The sequence below is a fragment of the Kyrpidia spormannii genome (genome assembly GCF_002804065.1).
Lineage (GTDB): Bacteria > Bacillota > Bacilli > Kyrpidiales > Kyrpidiaceae > Kyrpidia > Kyrpidia spormannii.
In genome coordinates this window covers 841161-859531 of sequence record NZ_CP024955.1, presented here as the reverse complement: position 1 = coordinate 859531, position 18371 = coordinate 841161, and the positions used below count along the sequence as shown (strand labels likewise).

General features: G+C 57.8%; 19 protein-coding genes. 7 read left to right on the top strand and 12 right to left on the bottom strand.

The features are described from left to right. The first annotated feature begins 303 nt into the window (after nucleotides 1–303). Both CVV65_RS04225 and CVV65_RS04220 read left to right on the top strand, forming a co-directional pair. Nucleotides 304–1674 (top strand): cytochrome ubiquinol oxidase subunit I, encoded by a 1371-nt coding sequence (locus CVV65_RS04225; RefSeq protein WP_100667081.1) that lies wholly within the window; start codon nucleotides 304–306, stop codon nucleotides 1672–1674. Further along, nucleotides 1671–2843, top strand: a complete 1173-nt coding sequence (locus CVV65_RS04220) for a cytochrome d ubiquinol oxidase subunit II (RefSeq protein ID WP_100667080.1) — start codon at nucleotides 1671–1673, stop codon at nucleotides 2841–2843. Before CVV65_RS04225 ends, CVV65_RS04220 begins: the two co-directional genes overlap by 4 nt. A gap of 76 nt (nucleotides 2844–2919) precedes the next feature. Here CVV65_RS04220 and CVV65_RS04215 read toward each other — a convergent pair whose 3' ends face one another. Beyond that, on the bottom strand, nucleotides 2920–4158 hold the full coding sequence (locus tag CVV65_RS04215) for a multidrug effflux MFS transporter (protein WP_100669170.1): 1239 nt from the start codon (nucleotides 4156–4158) through the stop codon (nucleotides 2920–2922). 238 nt (nucleotides 4159–4396) lie between these two features. On the opposite strand from CVV65_RS04215, the gene CVV65_RS04210 reads away from it, so the two are divergent. From CVV65_RS04210 to cynS, 5 genes are all read left to right on the top strand, one after another. Beyond that, complete coding sequence (locus tag CVV65_RS04210; protein WP_100667079.1) at nucleotides 4397–5026, top strand: RNA polymerase sigma factor; 630 nt, start codon at nucleotides 4397–4399, stop codon at nucleotides 5024–5026. Beyond that, on the top strand, nucleotides 4948–5463 hold the full coding sequence (locus CVV65_RS04205; RefSeq protein WP_157935371.1) for an anti-sigma factor family protein: 516 nt from the start codon (nucleotides 4948–4950) through the stop codon (nucleotides 5461–5463). The genes CVV65_RS04210 and CVV65_RS04205 overlap by 79 nt, the downstream gene beginning before the upstream one ends. Before the next feature lie 64 nt (nucleotides 5464–5527). Beyond that, nucleotides 5528–6409: a DUF8173 domain-containing protein gene (locus CVV65_RS04200; RefSeq protein ID WP_100667077.1), complete on the top strand. Its 882-nt coding sequence runs from the start codon at nucleotides 5528–5530 to the stop codon at nucleotides 6407–6409. Then, nucleotides 6406–6993, top strand: a complete 588-nt coding sequence (locus CVV65_RS04195) for a phosphatase PAP2 family protein (RefSeq protein ID WP_100667076.1) — start codon at nucleotides 6406–6408, stop codon at nucleotides 6991–6993. Before CVV65_RS04200 ends, CVV65_RS04195 begins: the two co-directional genes overlap by 4 nt. A gap of 246 nt (nucleotides 6994–7239) precedes the next feature. Continuing rightward, complete coding sequence (gene cynS, locus CVV65_RS04190) at nucleotides 7240–7683, top strand: cyanase (protein ID WP_100667075.1); 444 nt, start codon at nucleotides 7240–7242, stop codon at nucleotides 7681–7683. A gap of 86 nt (nucleotides 7684–7769) precedes the next feature. Here cynS and CVV65_RS04185 read toward each other — a convergent pair whose 3' ends face one another. From CVV65_RS04185 to CVV65_RS04135, 11 genes are all read right to left on the bottom strand, one after another. Next, nucleotides 7770–8558 carry an enoyl-CoA hydratase gene (locus tag CVV65_RS04185; RefSeq protein ID WP_100667074.1) on the bottom strand — a complete coding sequence of 263 codons (789 nt, stop codon included), beginning with the start codon at nucleotides 8556–8558 and terminating at the stop codon, nucleotides 7770–7772. 116 nt (nucleotides 8559–8674) lie between these two features. Beyond that, complete coding sequence (locus CVV65_RS04180) at nucleotides 8675–9532, bottom strand: ABC transporter permease (protein ID WP_157935370.1); 858 nt, start codon at nucleotides 9530–9532, stop codon at nucleotides 8675–8677. Then, nucleotides 9489–10469, bottom strand: coding sequence for an ABC transporter ATP-binding protein (locus tag CVV65_RS04175; protein ID WP_100667072.1), 981 nt, complete (start codon nucleotides 10467–10469; stop codon nucleotides 9489–9491). The genes CVV65_RS04180 and CVV65_RS04175 overlap by 44 nt, the downstream gene beginning before the upstream one ends. Further along, nucleotides 10466–11758, bottom strand: coding sequence for a hypothetical protein (locus tag CVV65_RS04170; RefSeq protein ID WP_133121214.1), 1293 nt, complete (start codon nucleotides 11756–11758; stop codon nucleotides 10466–10468). The genes CVV65_RS04175 and CVV65_RS04170 overlap by 4 nt, the downstream gene beginning before the upstream one ends. Next, entirely contained in the window at nucleotides 11703–12269 is a 567-nt protein-coding gene (locus CVV65_RS04165) for a sigma-70 family RNA polymerase sigma factor (RefSeq protein WP_100667070.1), read from the bottom strand. Before CVV65_RS04165 ends, CVV65_RS04170 begins: the two co-directional genes overlap by 56 nt. Before the next feature lie 169 nt (nucleotides 12270–12438). After that, the gene (locus tag CVV65_RS04160) at nucleotides 12439–13890 is read right to left on the bottom strand and encodes a HAMP domain-containing sensor histidine kinase (RefSeq protein ID WP_100667069.1); all 1452 of its coding nucleotides are present in this window, start codon (nucleotides 13888–13890) and stop codon (nucleotides 12439–12441) included. A gap of 26 nt (nucleotides 13891–13916) precedes the next feature. Beyond that, nucleotides 13917–14612 (bottom strand): response regulator transcription factor, encoded by a 696-nt coding sequence (locus CVV65_RS04155; protein WP_100667068.1) that lies wholly within the window; start codon nucleotides 14610–14612, stop codon nucleotides 13917–13919. A 27-nt stretch (nucleotides 14613–14639) separates the two neighbouring features. Continuing rightward, on the bottom strand, nucleotides 14640–15425 hold the full coding sequence (locus CVV65_RS04150; RefSeq protein WP_100669168.1) for a lantibiotic immunity ABC transporter MutG family permease subunit: 786 nt from the start codon (nucleotides 15423–15425) through the stop codon (nucleotides 14640–14642). Continuing rightward, on the bottom strand, nucleotides 15425–16192 hold the full coding sequence (locus CVV65_RS04145) for a lantibiotic immunity ABC transporter MutE/EpiE family permease subunit (RefSeq protein WP_100667067.1): 768 nt from the start codon (nucleotides 16190–16192) through the stop codon (nucleotides 15425–15427). The genes CVV65_RS04150 and CVV65_RS04145 overlap by 1 nt, the downstream gene beginning before the upstream one ends. After that, nucleotides 16185–16886: a lantibiotic protection ABC transporter ATP-binding protein gene (locus tag CVV65_RS04140; RefSeq protein ID WP_100667066.1), complete on the bottom strand. Its 702-nt coding sequence runs from the start codon at nucleotides 16884–16886 to the stop codon at nucleotides 16185–16187. The genes CVV65_RS04145 and CVV65_RS04140 overlap by 8 nt, the downstream gene beginning before the upstream one ends. 162 nt (nucleotides 16887–17048) lie before the next feature. Then, nucleotides 17049–18326, bottom strand: coding sequence for a hypothetical protein (locus CVV65_RS04135; RefSeq protein ID WP_198592124.1), 1278 nt, complete (start codon nucleotides 18324–18326; stop codon nucleotides 17049–17051). Nucleotides 18327–18371 lie beyond the last annotated feature (45 nt).

The following is an 18371-nucleotide window of genomic DNA, read 5'->3' as shown; positions in this document are numbered from 1 at the left end:
ACAAAGACGATAAAGTTGCGCACTCCTTTTCGCGGTCACCACCCCCGTGTGTTATTTATCGTTATAAAATAACACATTTCTCACCATCGATTTTATTCGTCTGGATTGTCGGGTAAAGGGGGGAAGGGAGACTGCGTGTGACAGTTTGTTGTATTTATCACGAAGCCGGCTCCCGGCCCGATCTTTGACGATATTTTGTCGGATCGAGAGACTCCGAATAGAGCGCCAAAGTCTAACCCAGGCTATCCACAGTGACGTTGGGAATTGGGTATCTGGCGATGGGGCAAGGGAGGAAAGGACAGTATGTCACATCTTCTCTGGGCGCGAATTCTCATGGCCACATCCCTGGGATTTCACATTATTTTCGCCACCTTCGGGGTGGGGATGCCGCTGATGATCGCCCTGGCGGAAACCGCCGCCCTGTGGCGCAAAGACCAGCTGTACGCCCGGCTGGCCCAGCGCTGGACCCGGGGGTTTGTGGTGCTTCTTGCCGCGGGGGTGGTCTCCGGCACCATTGTGGCCGTCCAGCTCACCCTCCTGTGGCCTCGGTTCATGGAGTTGGTGGGCCAGATCATCTCCACCCCCTTTCTCATCGAAGTGTTTGCGTTCTTCTTGGAAGCGATTTTTACGGCGGTGTACGTGTACGGCGGAGACCGGATCTCCCACAAGAGGCGGCTGGCGGCGGCGCTTCTCGTCACCCTTGGGGCCGGGGCTTCGGCGATCCTGATCACCGATGTGAACGCGTTCATGAACACCCCTGCGGGATTCGTTCCCGACGGGGGGCGGCCCATGGATGTTCGCCCTTGGGAAGCCGTGTTCAATCCATCCTTTCCCACCATGGTGTTCCATGTGCTCGTCTCCGCCTACATGACGGTGGCCTTCGTGCTCGCGGCCATCGCCGCCAAGCAACTCCTGGGCAGTCCATCGGCGACGGCCGCCGCCTATCACCGCAAGGCGATGATGTTGTGCCTGGGCGTGGCGGGGATCATGACGGTGTTGACGGTGATCGCCGGGGATTTGGCGGGAAAACACTTGGCCGCCCATCAACCGATCAAATTGGCGGCGGCCGAGGGGCTCTTTCACACCCAGACCCACGCCCCCCTGGTGATCGCGGGATGGCCGGACCCGGTCAGCGGCCAGGTGATCGGCGGGATTCAGCTTCTGGGATGGTTGAGTTGGCTGGCCACCGGGCGGTTCAGCGGCAAGGTTCAGGGATTGCTGGATTTTCCCGTGGATCAGTGGCCTCCCCTTTTCGTTCACTGGATTTTTGACGCCATGGTGGCGGTGGGAGTGTGGGGTCTCCTGGTGGCCGGGGCGGCGGCCGTTGCGGCAGGGCGGGAACGCAAGGGAAAGGGAGAATTCCCGCCGTGGCTTCTCTGGCCGGTGGTGAGTTGTGGGCCGCTGTCGGTGATCGGAATTGAACTGGGGTGGGTGTTTGACGAAATTGGACGCCAGCCCTGGACGGTGACGGGGCTGCTCCGCACGGCGGACGCCGTCACCCCGACCCCGGGGGTCCCCTGGATCGCGGCCCTTTTCATCGCTCTGTACGCGGTCCTGGCCTGGGGAACCGCCACGGTGATTCGGGCGTATTTTCGCCGCCATCCCGTGGATTTTGACGATGGAGGGGGCGGGGCTCCGCCTCGATCGGTGAGAGAGGGGGCGTGGCTGCCGTGACCGAATCCATGTGGGCGGCCACCCTGCTGTGGGCGGCCATTCTCGTCTACGCCGTGGGGGCTTCTTTTGATTTTGGCGCCGGGTTTTGGGAGTGGTGGGAATCCCGCCGGGGCATGCGCCAAGGAGCATGGGTGGCGGAGCGGTACGTGTCTCCTCTGTGGGAGGTCACCAATGTATTCTTGGTTCTCATCCCCGTTGCCCTGGTGGGCTTTTTCCCCGGGGCGGCCTATGCTTACGGGGTCCTGCTTCTCGTTCCCGGATCGTTGATCCTGATCTTGTTGGCTGTGCGCGGCACGTTTCTGGTCTACGGCCATACTTCAGAAATTCATCGCCGGCGAACGGAAGTGGCGGCCGCCTGGACGGGCCTGTTGATCCCGGCGCTGTTGGTGTTGACTTTGCCCGTGTCCCACGGGTTAGGGGTGAAAGGCGGCGGGGCAGGGGCTCTCTGGCTCGATCTTCCGGAGCTTTTGGCTTCCCCGGCCACCTATGGGTTCTTGGTGTTCGGCCTGACCAGCGAGCTCTTTTTGTCAGCGCTGCTATTGGCGGACCTGGCCCGGGTCAGTGGCGCGGGTTCAGCCTTCGCGCGGTACCGCAGGCGCGCCCTGGTGCTGGGCCCGGTGATGTTCATCGCCGCCGCCGGGGTCTGGGGGCTGCTCCCCCCATCCCAGACGTGGATCCACGCCCGGCTCCTTCAGCAGTGGCCGTGGTTTGCCGCTTCTTTGGCCAGCTTTTTCGGGGTGGGGCTCCTCCTGGGAGTGTACTCCAAGGAGGTCAAACCCCAGACAACCGCCTCCGGGTTTTCTTCAGTTCAGGAAGAAGCACCCCAAACGGGACAGCGGGGCGCCCGGATGCCCTCTCGACATCCCACTGCCACCACGGGATGGAAGGCGTGGCGCCACCCGGCCAGATGGGCGGTGGTGCTCGCCGTTCTGCAGTACGCCTTTGCCCACTGGGGATACGGTCTCGCCCATCTGCCGTTTCTTCTCGCCCCCAGCCTGACGGTAGAAGGAGCCTTTGCGGGGCCCGCCATGTTTCGCACCCTTCTCGTGGTGCTTTTGGTCGGGTTGGCTCTGTTTTTCCCGGCCTTTGTGTGGTTTTGGCGCCTGTTCATGGAGCGGCCGGAGCCGGCCCCCTGGGATCCGGAAACTCCGGATCACCCGGGATTTTAATGGGGGCTGCTTCCCGGGCCTATTTGGGTAAAATTCACGATACCAACCACCTCCCGCACGTTCGAACAACCGAACATTAAGCACCCTCTTGCCCCGTTTCATCCGTCACCGCCCGCCGACTGGACAGAAGCTTGTACACCACGGCGGCGAACAGGTGACACATCATGATCAAACCCGCCATGGTGATAGCAATGCGGCCGGGCCCCAGCCCGACCAAGGGGGTAACTAAACCGCCGATCAACTGGCCGCTCACCCCAAGCCAAGCCGCCGCACTGCCGGCAACTCTCCCGTGGTTCTGCAGAGCCAGGGAACTGCACATGGTGCTGATCGCCCCCACCACTGCGATCGCCACAAACAGCGTGGGAAGCACCAACGCTAACCCCGCCCGGGCCATCACCCCGCCGAGAAGCAATAGGCTGCCCAGCACCGCCACGACCAGGGAAACGCCCAGAACCCGGCGCTCCCCCCACCTGACCGCCGCCCGGGCGGCGATCTGCCCGGACAAAACAATCCCGATGCCATTGACGGCAAAAACCGCGCTGAACCCCTGGGCCGACACCCCGTATTCCTGTTGGAGAACAAAGGACGAACCGGAGATATAACTGAACATGGCCGCAAAAGCGAACCCCTGAGCCAATACGTAGCCCAGGAACTCCGCATTTTTGAGCAACTGACCCAGTGTCCCGATGGTTGCCCGGACGCCGCCCCGGACCCGCCGGTGAGGAGGATGAGTTTCCGCAAGCAACCCCCACACCGTCAACCAAAGAAGAATGCCCAGTCCCCCCAGAACCAGGAACACCCCGCGCCAGGAGGTCACCCGGAGGATCTGCCCGCCTATGACCGGGGCCAACACCGGGGCCGCCCCGTTCACCACCATCAGCAAGGCGAAAAACCGTGTCAATTCCGGCCCTTCGAAGTGGTCCCGGGCAATGGCCCGGGCGATGACGATTCCCGCCGACCCCGCCATCCCCTGCACAAACCGCAGAGCAATGAACCCCTCGATCCGCCCCACCCAAGCTGCCATCACCGACGCCAGCGCGTAGATCAACAGACCGACGAGGACCGGGCCCCGGCGCCCCCGGGCATCACTGATGGGCCCTGCCACCAGTTGTCCTGAGGCCAATCCCAACAGACACGCCATGAGGCTCAACTGGACCGTCGACGCCCCCACACGAAAATCCTCCGCCAACACCGGCAGCGATGGCAGATACATGTCCACGGTGAAAGGCCCCAGCCCCGTTAAACCGCCCAAGACCAGGGCGAGAATTCCCCGACGCGGGCGAAGGATCTCTTCTTTGACGATTGATGGCTCCAACTCTAACCTATCCTCCCCCCGCTGGAAACTGGGAATCTGCCTGCCGCATCCCATATCCTATATGATTCGACGGCCTGGGTCAGATCCCTCCCGGCATGGCGGGGTGCCAAATGTGATACAACATGAAGTAAGCCTTTGTGTCGGTTCGGAAAAATTGTTGCAAAAAATCTTCATCGACGATGAACTTCTGTCCTGTCCGGACAGTCTTCTTGTATAGAGGGCAAGGGAGGAGCGCTCCTTGGACGACGACGTGCAGCTCGTTCGACTGGCCAAAGCCGGGAACCGGAAGGCATTTTCCACGCTCGTGCGCCGATACCAGAATATGGTTTTCCGCACCGCCCTGGCCATCGTGCGGAACCCCGAGGAAGCGGCGGATGTCGCCCAGGAATCGTTCGTCCGGGCTTTTCTCTCCCTTCGCGCGCTCAAAGATGATGGCGCCTTCCCGGGGTGGCTGGCGAGAATCGCCACCCGACAAGCCCTGGATGCGGTGAAAAATCGCATCAGGGAGGGGGAGCAAATCCGTTCCGCCGCTGAGCAAGGAGAAGGGGGAGCCCCCGGCAACGCTTTCGCCCAGGACCCGGAGGGACGGACGGTTCTGCTCGACGCCCTGGCTCAACTGAGCCCGGAACACCGGGCAGTCCTGGTGCTGCACGAGGTTCATGGATTTCAATATCAAGAGATTGCGGACATCGTGGGCATTCCCGTGGGAACGGTTCGTTCGAGGCTCCATCACGCCCGTCTGCAGCTTCGTCGCTTGTTCATCAACGACTCACCCGAGGAGGAATGGTCGTGCAATGCCGGGAAGTCCAGGAACGCCTCTCCGCCCATCTCGACGGAGAGCTCCCAGAGGAAGAGGAGACGGCCGTAGCGACACATCTGGCCCATTGCCCGGTCTGCAGGATCCGCCTCGCAGAGTTGCGATCGGCGTCCCTAGGCGTTCACGAAGCTCTCGCCGCATGGAGCGCCCCGCCAGACTTTGAACATGCGGTAAACCGGCGCATCACGGCTCTCCGCCGGGCTAAACAACGGTTTGACGCCGGAATCGTCGCCTTGGTGGCCACCGGGCTTCTCGCCCTCATGGCGGTCGCAGCCCCGGTGGTCGCTTATCCAATCGACCACTCCTTCATCCGGCTGGCCGGCCACCTTCTGCGGGGTATGAGGATTTTGCTAGGGCTGTGGTGGAGTTCCGCGACAATCGGGGCCCCGGTGATGACAGCTATGGGAATCGGGATTGCCTTCCTGTCCTGGATCGCAGCCCGGGAGATCATCCGCCGAACCTGGCGGTCCTCGTCCACACCCGGGTAAGAATTCGGCCGAAGACGGTACGACCGGCGGGGAGGGCTACGAGACAATGTTGGGAGGCTGCAGGATGCAGCACATGGAAGTCAAACAGAAAACGCTTCTGTCGGCGGTGCTCCTTTCCGCCTTGGTGACCTTTTTCTTCGCAGGTTCGGCTCCCCAGCGCCTGCTGGCCGCCGTCCCGGATCGGTCCATCGTCGCCCAGAACCCGGTCACCATCCCGTACGGAGATACGGCGGAAGTCGTACTCGTGGTAGGAAACCCGGCAGACGTGGCCGGCACCGTTCGAGATCTTTTGGTCGTCACCCGGGGCGACCTGCATCTGCGATCGACGGCCCGGGCGGGGATCGTGGTCACTTGGGGAGGCCAGACGGTCATCGACCCCGGGGCCCAGGTCGAGGCCTTGTACCATATTCCCGCCGGCGCCAGGTGGTTGGACAGCGTCGCCCTTGGAGCCGCCCTCGCCGCCGGCCTCTGGGCTTTGCGCCTGGCCGGGAGTGTGCTCTTGGTCGTTCTTCCCACCTTGGCGGTTCTGATTTTGCGCCGCCACCTGGACGGAACCGTGTCCTACATCGAAGACTCCTTTGGACGCACCACCTTGGTGGGAGTGCTGGGGTCCTTGGCGGTCGTCGCCCTGAGCGCCGTCCTGGCGGTGACGGTGATTGGCGCCCCCATTGCGGCGTTGATTTTGGTCGCCTACGGGATCGCCGGGCTCATCGGCCTGGGGGCAGTGTCGGTCTGGGCCACTCGACTGCTGCAACCCACAGGTGACGGTCCCGCCCTTTCTTCGCCGGGCCTTCAAGGACTGATCGGCGCGGTTCTCGTCATGGCATTCGCCAATATTCCCGCTGCGGGGCCGGTGCTGCTCGCCCTGGCGTGGTGCGCCGGGATCGGCGCCGTTCTCGCAACGATGACCAACCGCCGGGTCGGTTGGATAAGGAGGAACCCATGAATACCTTTGATGCTGCGTTGTTTCACATCGTGAACAGCCAAGCGGGACATCACACCTGGCTGGACGGTTTGATGAGTTCCGTCGCCCAGTACTCCGTCGAGATCTATGCCATTGCCTTTATCGCCCTGTGGCTGCTCTTGCCCAAACGGGAGGAAGGGCCCCGGCACGCCTTGGTGGTGGCAGTTTTCGCCGGCATCCTGGCCTTGCTGGTGAACCTTGTCATCTCCCACATATGGTTTCGCCCGCGTCCGTTCACGGTCCTGGCGGCGGGCACCTTCACCGAGCTCATCCCCCACGCACCGGACGCCTCGTTCCCCAGCGACCACGCATCGGGCAGCTTTGCTCTGGCTTCTGCAACTTGGGGGAAAATCAACCGCTGGGTGGCTGCGGGATTGACAGCCCTGGCGGTCCTGACAATGATCGCCCGGGTGTACACCGGGGTACACTGGCCGACGGACGTGTTGGCCGGAATGGTGATCGGCGTGTTCGCCGGCCGCGTCATTTGGAAAATCGGTGCACCCATTCTTTCTTTGACCCGCATTGGACTGCGGATGTTCCATTTTGGCCGCTATGCCCGGGGTTAAATCCCGGGCGGCCCCGGCCGGGCCGGATACACCGGTCACCGTCTATTTTCCAGAACTTTCGAATCTTTTCATACGCGTCGCACTTCGTTCTCACACATGTCACCTATTGTTTACGTGTGCCCATTGATTTCGGCGCTTTGTGTCGTATAATTTAACGCGAATCTGGTATTTGTCCCGGTGCAACTTCTGTATGTTAACGTTTACTTCACATTTTCTTCACACACATTCGGGAAAGGAGTCAAAAATATGGAAAAAGCCGAGGTCACCCGGCAGGTGATCGAAGCGAAACAGCGGTTGGGCCTAAAATGGAAGGATATTGCCGGCGCGATTGGTCGCTCGGAGGCGTGGACAGCCACCGCATTGCTCGGTCAGGCACCGCTTTCCCCGGAAGAAGCACAAAAGGTGGGCAGTTTGCTGGAGCTCCCGGAAGACGCGGTGCAGGCGCTGACGGTCATCCCGTACCGCGGAACAACGGTTCCCATGCCCCCCACGGATCCCGTTCTTTATCGATTTTACGAGATTTTGCTAGTCTACGGGCCGGCGCTCAAAGAGTTGATCCACGAAAAATTCGGCGACGGCATCATGTCCGCCATCGATTTTGAAATGAGCGTGCGCCGGGTCGAAGATCCCAAAGGGGACCGGGTACAAGTCGTGATGAACGGCAAATTCCTTCCGTATCGAAAATGGTAACAGCTCCCTCCCCCCAAAAGATCCCTCCCTGGTGGCTTTAGCCAGGGAGGGGTTTGCGTAGACGGCTACTCAAGCATCAAATCGCTTCAAGATTGTTTCACGCCTTCCTCTGCACGCCAACTCGGCGGGCGTTTCTCGAAAAAGGCGCGAATGCCTTCCACAGCGTCGGGATGGGCGCTGTTGAGCGTGATGACTCCACTGGCATACTCCAGGGCCGACGCGTCGTCCATGGAAAGCTGCTTATAAAACATTCGCTTGCCAATCTCCAGGGTGGACAAGCTGTGCCGGGCGACCCGGTCAGCCAACTCCTCCACCGCCGCATCCAATTCCTCGGGCGGAACCACCCGATTGACCAGCCCGTGAAGCAGCGCCTCTTCAGCCGAGATAAAATCCCCGGTGAACAACATCTCCGCCGCTTTTTTACGTCCCACGTTCCGGCTTACAAATACCGCCGGCGTACTGCAAAACAGGCCGATGTTGACCCCCGGGGTTGCGAACTTGGCGTCCCTGCTGGCCACCGCCAGATCGCAGGCCGCCACCAACTGGCACCCCGCCGCCGTGGCCACCCCGTGCACCTTCGCCAGGGTCACCTGGGGCAGGCGCTGCAGACCCAGCATAAAGGTCTGGCAGACGTTGAACAACTCCAGCACCTCATCCGATGGCTGACCGCCGATCTCCCGCAGATTGTGTCCGGAACTGAACACTTTGCCTTCCGCCTGAATGATCACCACATTCAGATCCCGCCGCGGCCGGATCTCCCCGAGCACCTGGTTGAACTCTTCCAGAACCGCCCGGGACAACGCATTGCGCTGACGGTCGTTGTTCAGCGTCACATAGGCTTTCTTGCCCGATTCCCGATAGGTGATATATCCCATCCTCCCCGCTCCCCCTTCTCGACACAAACTGGATCCGTCCCCGAGCACCCGCATCGGGGCCGCGCTCTATGATCCACTATAAACGAATTAGGCCAATTCCGCCAAATGCAAAAGAATTAAATATCCCGCCAAGTAAACCGAAGGCATCCCCAGAGGAGCACCGCGACAATATAAACGCCTACGTACACCAGAAAGGCATCGCTCGGCGCGTTGAGACTGGCAAAGGGCCCCAGCATCCGGGCGGCGCTGTCACCGACGGGAATGCCACTTCCCGCCGTCACCTCGTACACCATCCGGCGATACAGCGCATCCGAGGGCATGAGAAGACTGGTGACCAGGCCAATTCTCTCCCCCGCCGAGCTGGAGGACCCGACACTCATGAACTGCTCCATAAGCCCTCCCAGCAGCGCCAGACCATACAAAAGGGTCACGGCCACGCCATTTCCCAAAGTCGGCAAATACGCGGACCCCAGCAGCGTCACGGCGCTGAGCACCAAGGGTATCAACTCCAAGGCGACGAAAGCGCGGAGAAGGGAAGTCATGTCAAGAGGAAAGTCCAGGAAGAGATGGACCATCCACACCAAAGCCCAGAATAGCACGCCGGCGTACAACAGCCCCCAGATCGCAAGCCCGGCCCATTTTCCCAAATACACCTGCCACCGCTCCACCGGCCTGGGGAGTATCGAATAGAGAATGCCGCTCTCAATCTCGCCAGAGATCGTCCCGGCCGACGAAAAAATGACCAAAAAGGCCACCATGAAGTTTGCGAAAAACACCCCGGCGACGAGAAGACCCGCCCCTTGCAGATATTGATCCAGCAAATTGCTCACAGACGGCGCCCGTTCGCCCGCCCGGGCCACATAGGAAAGCCCCCACCCATACAGAATCAGGAACACGGAGGTCAGCAGCACCGTCACCAGGAACACGCGTCTACGCAGGATCTCTCGCCAAGTCAGCAACATCACGGGAACCACGGGTCTCTCCCCCCTCTCCTTCCGCCAAGGCGAGAAACCACTGCTCCAGGTGGGTCTGCACGGGGCCCGACGCATATACAGTGATCCCCTGCTCCACCAGCAGGGCGTTGATCCACCCCGCCTGCTCCCGATCTGTCACAACGGCCTGAAGGCGGGCAAAGCCACGGTCATCCGCCTCCACCACCTGGATAGAAATCCCCGCGGGATCGGTGAATCCCTCAAGGATTCCCGGTTCCCACCCTCCCACTTCAAACTCCCACCTGAGTTCGGGGTGCAACAGCGCTTCCACGGTCCCTTGGGCTCGGATCCGCCCGTTCACGAGAAAAGCCACCTCGTCGCACACCGACTCCACATCTTCTAATAAATGGGTGTTTAGGAAAATAGTCTTTCCCTCCTGCCGCAGCCGCAGCAACAACTGGCGCATGTCGTGGCGGCCCATGGGGTCCAAGGCCGAGGAGGGCTCGTCAAGAAACAGGAGCGGCGGATCGAGGAGAAGGGCGCAGGCCCATCCCAGGCGTTGCTGCATTCCCTTGGAAAAATGGCGCACCCGTTCCTTTGTCCTCCCCGCCAACCCCACGTCGTTGAGCACCCGGCGGATTCGCTTCTCACGCCTTTCACCACCCAGTCCCCCGAGTTGGGCGTGAAAGCGCAGGACCTCCTCCGCCGTCAGCCAATCCTGGTACCGGAATAACTCCGGCAGATAACCGATCTGGCGCCGGATCTCCCGGTGGCCGAGGGGCAGGCCGAGAATCTCCGCCCGCCCCGCATCCGGCCGGATGAGGCCCACGAGCATCTTCACAAAAGTGCTCTTACCCGCCCCGTTCGGGCCGAGGAAACCGAAGATCTGGCCGGACTTTACCGACAGGGTGATCCCCCGGCACCCGGATCCGGGCCCGTAGAGTTTTGTCAGCCGATCGGTCTGGATCGCCACACTCATCGATCGATCGCCTCAGCCATCTGTATCAAGGAGGCATCGGTGGGAAAATCGGCCGCCGTGCCGCCCAGATTGTAGAGGACCCCGTTGTTATACCACAAAATCGACCGGAATTTTCCAGTTGTATCCCGCACCAGCACCGCCTCATGCCCGTTCACCGTCGTATTTTCCGCACTTCCGGGGCCCGACGGCACGAACAGAGTGTTTTTCCAATCCTCGGACTGACTCAGCCGCTGGCGCATGTCCTGGGGCAAAATGGGGAGGTCGAGCAAGACTTGGCGCACCTCTTCCATGTTCACCCCTTGGGGAATGTCGATCCGGGGCGACTGAATTTGCGTAAAGAAGATCGTTCCCTGGCCCGGCTTGAGACTCTGGCTCACCACGGCGGGAAAGTGAATCACGATGGCCTGACCTTCCAACTCGGCCGGGAGAGAGCTTTTGCCCCCAAGCCGGTGGATGAGCTCGTTGATCGTCGCCACGTGGGGCCGCAGGGTGATGTCTTGGGCACCCTGTACGTGGACTTGATCGCTCGGCGATGTGCCCGGGAGCGCTTTCAGCGGGTAACCGGCCAATTTCTGCGCCTCGGCGAAGGACACGTCCTGATAGGTCCCGCCCCCTTTGCGGTCCAACTGCCCATACTGTTTCAGATCAATATGCGTCACCCCGGCCTGTTCAAGAGCATTTTGAAGCTGGGTGAAGTCGTTGGGCTGCAGAGCCACCAGGTGTTCGATCCGAAAGGTCTGCAGCATCGCCGCCCACGCCTTCCCCGCCCAGGGAGCTTGGGCGCCCACCACGAGGACGGCGACGGCCGCAGCGGACACCGCCGCGCCGATCCATTTCCTGCGCTTCTTTGCAGCGCGCCACCGGGACGGGTCTGTTTCAACGGGCGGTTCCTGAGAGAAGGCTTGCCTCATGATCATCGGCTCAGTTGCGACAGTCTGAACCTGCACCGACGGGCCCGGGACGCGGGACGGGCGATCTGCCACGGCCATCCCGGCAATACCAGCAGGTTCGTCTTGGACCCGCTTTTGAAATCTTTTCCAGGCCTCATCGATGTCTAGAGACGGGGTCTGGGGTTTGCCGCCGGACTCGGTCGCCAAGGGAAGGGGGGCTTCCAAGAACCCCAGGCGATTTTCCACAAAACGGGTGAGGTCGATGGCTTCCCGGAGCTGTTGCCGGCAATCGGGACACTGGATGACATGCTCCAACCACCGCAGGCGTTGTTCCCTCGTCCCCTCACGGTCGATCAGCGCCTGAACTGCGGATGGATCGCACGGACGATTCTTCTCCATGGACGGAACCTCCTTCTTGGTATAATTTTTTGAAACGGGCGGCCGCACGGATCAACAACGTCCCGACCTGCTCTTTCGGCACCTGTAAATAATCCGCGATCTCCTGATAGCTGTAACCCGAGTGGCGAAGCCAAAGGACCTTGCGATCCCGCTCCGACATCTGGCGCAACACCCCTTGCACTCGGGCCCGCTCCCAATCTTGAAGAACCACATGCTCGCTGGAGGGGGTTTGCTCCTCGGTCCGCTCGCCGTGCTCCATTTGCTCCAAGGCCCGCTTGCGCCGTCGCGTGGCGCGCAGGTAATCATAGGCCATGCGGGTGCAAGTCCGATGCAGCCACGGCCCCACTTTGGACATATCATCCGGGGGATGCCGATAGAGACGAACGAACACCTCCTGGGCCAAATCCTCCACCACATCCGGGGCGGAGATCAGGAAGCGGAGGGTGCGCACCACCCGGGGATAATGACGCCGGAAAAGTTCCTGAAAATCGGCGGGGATTTCCTCAGTCAAACTGCCACCTCCTTCCCCGTGTCTATCGGGAGAACTTCATTTAGGAAGACGTCCAACAAGGGTTAAATGTATCATATCTCGGCGAAGCCTTTGTACAGGAGCTGGAAAAATGTGGACTGTCAAAAGGGGAAAGGGGGTGTTGTCCACCTTTAGCCGGCAGCACATGTAATCAAGGGAAAAGTTTCAAAAGAAATTCGATGCACGCCCCGCCGTCCTTTGCATTGTAGGCCTGAATCCTTCCACCGTGCATTTCCACCAGTTTTTTTGCGATATAGAGGCCGAGTCCGGCATGGCCGTCTTTGGTTGGACGTGACTCATCCCCTCGGTAGAATTTGTGGAAAACATGGGCCAGATCCTTGCCGGTGAAACCCTTTCCCGAATCACATACGGTGATCCGGATGTTGTCACGGGAAACGCCGGCATCGATGGCGATTGTCCCGTGTTCCGGCGTATAACGAATGCTGTTCGAGAGAATATTGTCAAGGATGCGCTCCAGTTTTCCCACATCAACCGACAGGATCTTCTGTTCTCGGTTCTCATATGTGACCTGCACTTTGATGCTGACCTTTTTTTCCCTTCCCATCAGCTCATAGTTTTCTTTTTTCTGTGTTAAAAAAGCGGAGAGATCAACCGGGACGAGCTCAAGCGCCCCGCCGGCATTTTCAAGTTCTGCGGCATAAAGCATGTCTTTGATGAGCTTGGAACCCTTATGTGCATTTTCCTTAATAGTTTGTAAATACTTTTCGATCTTCCGCTTGTCATCTTTTCCTTCCTGAAGCGCTTCAGCGTATCCCGCGATGGTGGAAAGAGGGGTTTGCAGGTCATGGGCAAGCGCCGCCACCATGTCCTGTCTTTCCCGCTCTGCTTTCCACTGGGACAGCAAAGACTCCCGCAGTTGGTTTTTCATCTCGTTAAAAGCTTGGCAAAGCCTCCCCAGTTCATTGTCTGCCTCATAAGCGAGATGAAAATCAAGATTTTTCTCCTTAATCTTTCTCGCCGCGTCGGCAAGCATATTCAGCGGTTCGCCGATATTGCCGGCAAACTTCTTCGCAAAAAGCCATGTAAAGAATACGACATACACAAACGGGGAAAAGAGGATTGCCGTAAACAATGGCACCACCCATATTTTATCCGTTATGTTCCTGTAATGAAGCGTCAATGGCGTCAATTTATATGCCAGCGCGACGCCGCCTTCGATTTTCCCGCCCGCATTGATCAACGGAACGAGTTTAACATATTTACCGTTTGTTGTAAAAGTAGCATTGATCTTGCGGAACAACTCTTCCTGATTTTGTATGATCCTTTGGTCCATCGACCCATAGATCGGCGTGCCATGCACATCCATCACCTGGTATGAGATCCCTTCCAAAGGAATGAACTGCTCCAGTTCCTTTCTTTCTGAAGGATAAAGCAGGTCCGCTCCTTTGCCCCTCACATAGGCTTCAATTTCCGGTATTTTCTTTTCATAATAATTGGCGGGATAGATTTTTTGGTGTTCGATCATCTTGATAAGAATCATATATCCCACACCATACGAAGCGATCGTCGCCATCACGCTCAATGTGAGGATGAGAACAAACATGAGGACAAATTGGGATTTGAGAGGCTTTTTTGCCAGCATGTAAACAACCTCGCCATCATTTCGTTTCAGATGATTTTATTAAAGCGATAGCCGATCCCCCATACGGTTGAAATATACTCTGTATCGGGATCCCGCGCTGAAATCTTGGCCCTGATGTTTTTCACATGTTCGGTCACGGTCGCCGCATCTCCCTCCGCATCATACCCCCAGACCTTTTCATAAATCTGCTCTCTGGAAAAGACCTGTCCGGCATGAAGGGAAAGCAACTCCACAATATCGAATTCCTTTTTTGTCAAAGGGATGAGATGGCCATCGATCTTCATCTGTCTCGCCCTTAAATCGATCGCCATTCTGCCCGAGCGAATCCATACGCGCTGAAGGGATTCATTCAGGAAAGCAGCCCTTTTCTCCCTCCGAAGATGCGCGTCGATTCTGGCAAGCAGTTCTCTCAGGCCAAATGGCTTGACGATATAGTCATCCCCACCCAGGGCGAGCCCCCTGATTTTGTCCGTTTCCGACTGTTTGGCGCTGAGAAAGAGAATAGGGCAGTGAACCGCATCCCGGATTCTTCGGCACAGTTCATATCCGCTCATGCCAGGCATCATGATGTCCAGAATGATGAGATCCGGCTGTTCGTGAGCCATTTTCAAACCGTTGTCCCCATCGTAAGCCACGGACACAACATGGCCCCTGCTCTCCAGGGAGTCTTTCAAAAGTGCAACCAGATCTTCCTCGTCATCAATGATCAGAATCTTGCTCATCCTGTCACATACCCCTCGCTTCTTTCCCTATTCATGGATTGTCCTGCCTTCCCACCTGTTGAACCAGATCATCCCCCCAACCAGCATGATCACAAATAACACGGCGGCCGGAATCAGCCCTCTGATAATTTGACCGATCACGAAACCTGAGGATACGATTTCGGGCGGGGAATCCATGCCGGGCAAATCGAGCAAATACGCTCCCGCCAACATGGACAACCGCACGGGCCACGCCCACGGCACAAATGGCCACACCTGATCGCCGAGACCGGTGGCCATCAGGGCGGCGATCAATAAGCCGACGCCGCCAATCCCAATTGAGGCGCCAAATCCCCAGGCGAAGCTGATCCAATAATGAAAGGCGAGTAGCGGAAGCGCCCCGATCATGGCCAGGATGGCTGCCGTCACAAAAATCGGCCAAGCAATCGCCACACCGGACATGCAATCGAATCCGACGATCAGTGCCAGTGTAGCCATGAACGTACTGGTCGATGCCAGGAAAACGAGAATGGAGAATTTACCCAAAAACAAATGGCGTCGCGGCCATTGACTTCCGAGAAAACCGTGAAAGCTGCCGGCAAGTGCCTCCTGATGGATCATGAAGCCCGAAAGGATACCGGCTCCCAACGGAATCGCCAGGACCGTCCATGTTTCAAAAAATACCTCGAATATGGAAATTTGAACATTTGCCGCCTGCGCCTTCAATGAAAAATACCCCATCATCAGCGCCACAAACAGGAAGGGTGTGAAAAACGTCAGCCAACGTATCGGCGTGCGCTTCGTTTTCAGCCATTCGGCTCTGAATAGGTTCATCATTGTCCCTGGTTGGCCTCCCTTCTCTCAAACCATAAGGATGTTATCCACGTAAACAGGACGAATGCGGTGATGGCGAGGACGATCCCGATGGGAATGACGGCGGGATCCTTAAGGGGATCCGATGCCTCCAACAAAACCCCGTTGGGGTGCGCGCCGACAACAGGGCACATGAGCCTGGTCGGCCAGCTCCGCGGAACATAAACCCAGTAGGGTCGGGGCGCCGCTGTCACGCCGGCAATCATCCCCAGAAAACCAACAGCCATACTAAAAATCGTCCCTTTCCACACCGCTGCCCACAGCTGAAGCGGTATGAATGAAAGGGAGGTTAACCAGATGAGGAAACCGCCTGGGAGAATGATTGACCACGGGATCGTTCCGCCCGCTGTGATCAGGCCGGATACGACGATGGCGATGATAAGAACCAATGTGGAAAGCAGGGAATAATAGGCCATTAAGATGATTTTACCGGTCCATATGGCCGCTGTCGAAACAGGGTGAACCCGTAAATTGCGATAATTGCCCGCCTTCTTTTCCTGCAATGCCACCAATGAAGCAAATAAAGCCGTGCCGAGTGGCATGAAGATGACCGGCCACCAATTGTACACTTGAGAAAGCAGAAGCCGCCAAGGCCTGACATAATCAGGCGGCATGAAGAGTTTTTGCGGCAAGGCGATCAGGATAAAAAAGAGCGGTGCAAGCAAGATCAGCCTTCTGGTCAATGTCCGCTTATATTTGAGATGCTCAGATTGAATGATATTAAGCATTCGTGCGCCCCCTGACCGTTTCCATGAACAATTCCTCCAGATCCTGATCATGACTGATTTCGCCCTGAAACTTGAGCTCTCCATCGCTGATGATGCCGATATGGTCAACCAACTGGGACACTTCTGTTAAAATATGGCTGGACAAAATGACTGTCATCCCTCTTTCTGGCAATAAATGGATGAATTCCCGAAACGCCTGAATTCCCAACGGGTCGAGTCCGTTTGTCGGTTCGTCAAGAATCAATAATTCCGGATACCCGAGGAGCGCAATGCCAATGCCGAGCCTTTGCTTCATTCCCATCGAAAATTGCGATGCCAGTTTTTTGCCCGTATGTTTAAGATCGACTTGTCCAAGCACTTCATCAATCCGTCCTTTCGGAAGCCCCAGCAATGTGGCGTGAACCAGAAGATTCTCCAATGCCGTCAGGTTGCCATACAAGGCCGGCGTTTCGATCAACGCCCCGATTCGCTCAAGGTGCTTCCGCCGCCATGGTTCGCCAAAAACAAGGATATCGCCGGCCGATGGACGCAAAAGTCCTGTGAGCAGCTTCAATGCCGTGGATTTTCCCGCGCCGTTCGGCCCAAGCAGTCCGTATACCGAACCTTTGGGGATTTGGAGCGAAACGTTTTTGACTGCAAGTCTCCTCCCGTAAGCTTTCGTTAAATTTTTCGTTTCCAGGATATATTCCTTCATCCCCGCTCCATCCTTTCAGGAATCCATTTGCCCTTCGGGGTAAACCTTAACAGGAAATGATCAAGAATTGATAAAGCTTTATGTTGTGGGGCTGTGATATGGTCGGGGTGTCACGGGTCCGAGAAAATGACGGTATGAGCAAGGAGCAGATTACCTTTATCTTTACGAAGTGAACGCGTACGGAGAGAGGTGAAACCTGGGAACTTTGTTGCCGATGGCGATGTTGATCTCGCTCTGCGTGACCACATAATTGGCGATTTGGTTGTACCAGCCCCGGGACAGTCCACCTTTCTTTAGGAAATCCCGCGGGAAAACGTGATGGACGTCGGATTTGATCTCGAGGAGTTCACGCACCGTGATGTCCCGAGACAAAAAACCCTTGTCATTCATTTTCACCTGGGCCGCCTGGAAGACCCGAAACACCGGGCTCGAGGCCACCGAGGTGTCCATCGCCTGGGGAAGAGCCGATTCCCAAAAAGCATCGGACAACTCACCCCGGATGATATTGTCCGCGTAATCCTGGATGCCCTGGGCATAGATCTGGCGAATGTCATAGTCGATCGTGGTCTCGGGGGAACCGGAATACCGACCCGTAAGCACGGACATGACGAACCATCGCCGGACATAGCGCTCAATGTCCGCATCCGGAATTCCCATGCGTCGGAGGGTAAGGTACAAGATGTAGGCAAAGTTGAGTGCATTCTGGGAGCCGATCATTGATTCACTGACGAAGCCGGCGGAGCGGATGATCATGATGAATCGTTTAAAATGGGTTTCGTTCATGAACTGGAGAACGCCTTGCCTGAGCTGGCGAAAGGACGACTCGATAATCCCTTCTTCATATTGCTTCGTTTCGAAATTCCTTCCGGACAGGAGGGCCACCAAATCCTCCAGTCGGCCCCGCCGGAACTCAGAAGTGAATGCCACCCGCAGAAGGTCCGTGTATGATGGCTTGTACAGGTCTTCCGTGTCTTTGCGGAGCCAGGCCATGGTTTTAAAATATTCCGTACCCGCAAACTGCGGATCGTTTTTTTCGACCAATGAATAGAATTCCGGCGACACCGCCATGTGGCAAAAGTAATCGATGGCCTTGCGAAGCGTGTTCCCTCCGTAGGATTCATTGACCGCAATTTTCGACATGGCGAAATCCGCCTGGCTGAGGGGCACCCCTTCGGAGTTCACCCGGATGAAAATCTCGGTCACCGTTTCTATATCGAGATCGGAGGCCAATTCAATCAGGCCGATTTGGTTGCTGGTAATCCCCCGAAGAAGTTCCAGGCTCCGGAAAACCTCTTGATGCGATGTCCCTTGGTTTTTCTCACAGTAGCCGTTCACCAGGTCAAACAGGCTCGTATCGGGGTCAAAAATATGAGCGATGTCCGGAATCCACGCCACATCCTTGGCAATGGCCGAATTGTACACTTCGAACCGTTGTTCCACGGGATGAAAAGCGCCGCGTGTCCTGCGCCATTATTACAAAGAAAA

Bases quoted from the DNA above. Each gene is read 5' to 3' on its own strand.
- CVV65_RS04155 (WP_100667068.1), bottom strand. From the start codon at position 14,612: ATGAGCAAGATTCTGATCATTGATGACGAGGAAGATCTGGTTGCACTT.
- CVV65_RS04160 (WP_100667069.1), bottom strand. From the start codon at position 13,890: ATGCTGGCAAAAAAGCCTCTCAAATCCCAATTTGTCCTCATGTTTGTT.
- CVV65_RS04140 (WP_100667066.1), bottom strand. From the start codon at position 16,886: ATGAAGGAATATATCCTGGAAACGAAAAATTTAACGAAAGCTTACGGG.
- CVV65_RS04150 (WP_100669168.1), bottom strand. From the start codon at position 15,425: ATGAACCTATTCAGAGCCGAATGGCTGAAAACGAAGCGCACGCCGATA.
- CVV65_RS04195 (WP_100667076.1), top strand. From the start codon at position 6,406: ATGAATACCTTTGATGCTGCGTTGTTTCACATCGTGAACAGCCAAGCG.
- CVV65_RS04145 (WP_100667067.1), bottom strand. From the start codon at position 16,192: ATGCTTAATATCATTCAATCTGAGCATCTCAAATATAAGCGGACATTG.
- CVV65_RS04200 (WP_100667077.1), top strand. From the start codon at position 5,528: ATGCAGCACATGGAAGTCAAACAGAAAACGCTTCTGTCGGCGGTGCTC.
- CVV65_RS04225 (WP_100667081.1), top strand. From the start codon at position 304: ATGTCACATCTTCTCTGGGCGCGAATTCTCATGGCCACATCCCTGGGA.
- CVV65_RS04175 (WP_100667072.1), bottom strand. From the start codon at position 10,469: ATGAGTGTGGCGATCCAGACCGATCGGCTGACAAAACTCTACGGGCCC.
- CVV65_RS04170 (WP_133121214.1), bottom strand. From the start codon at position 11,758: ATGGAGAAGAATCGTCCGTGCGATCCATCCGCAGTTCAGGCGCTGATC.
- cynS (WP_100667075.1), top strand. From the start codon at position 7,240: ATGGAAAAAGCCGAGGTCACCCGGCAGGTGATCGAAGCGAAACAGCGG.
- CVV65_RS04185 (WP_100667074.1), bottom strand. From the start codon at position 8,558: ATGGGATATATCACCTATCGGGAATCGGGCAAGAAAGCCTATGTGACG.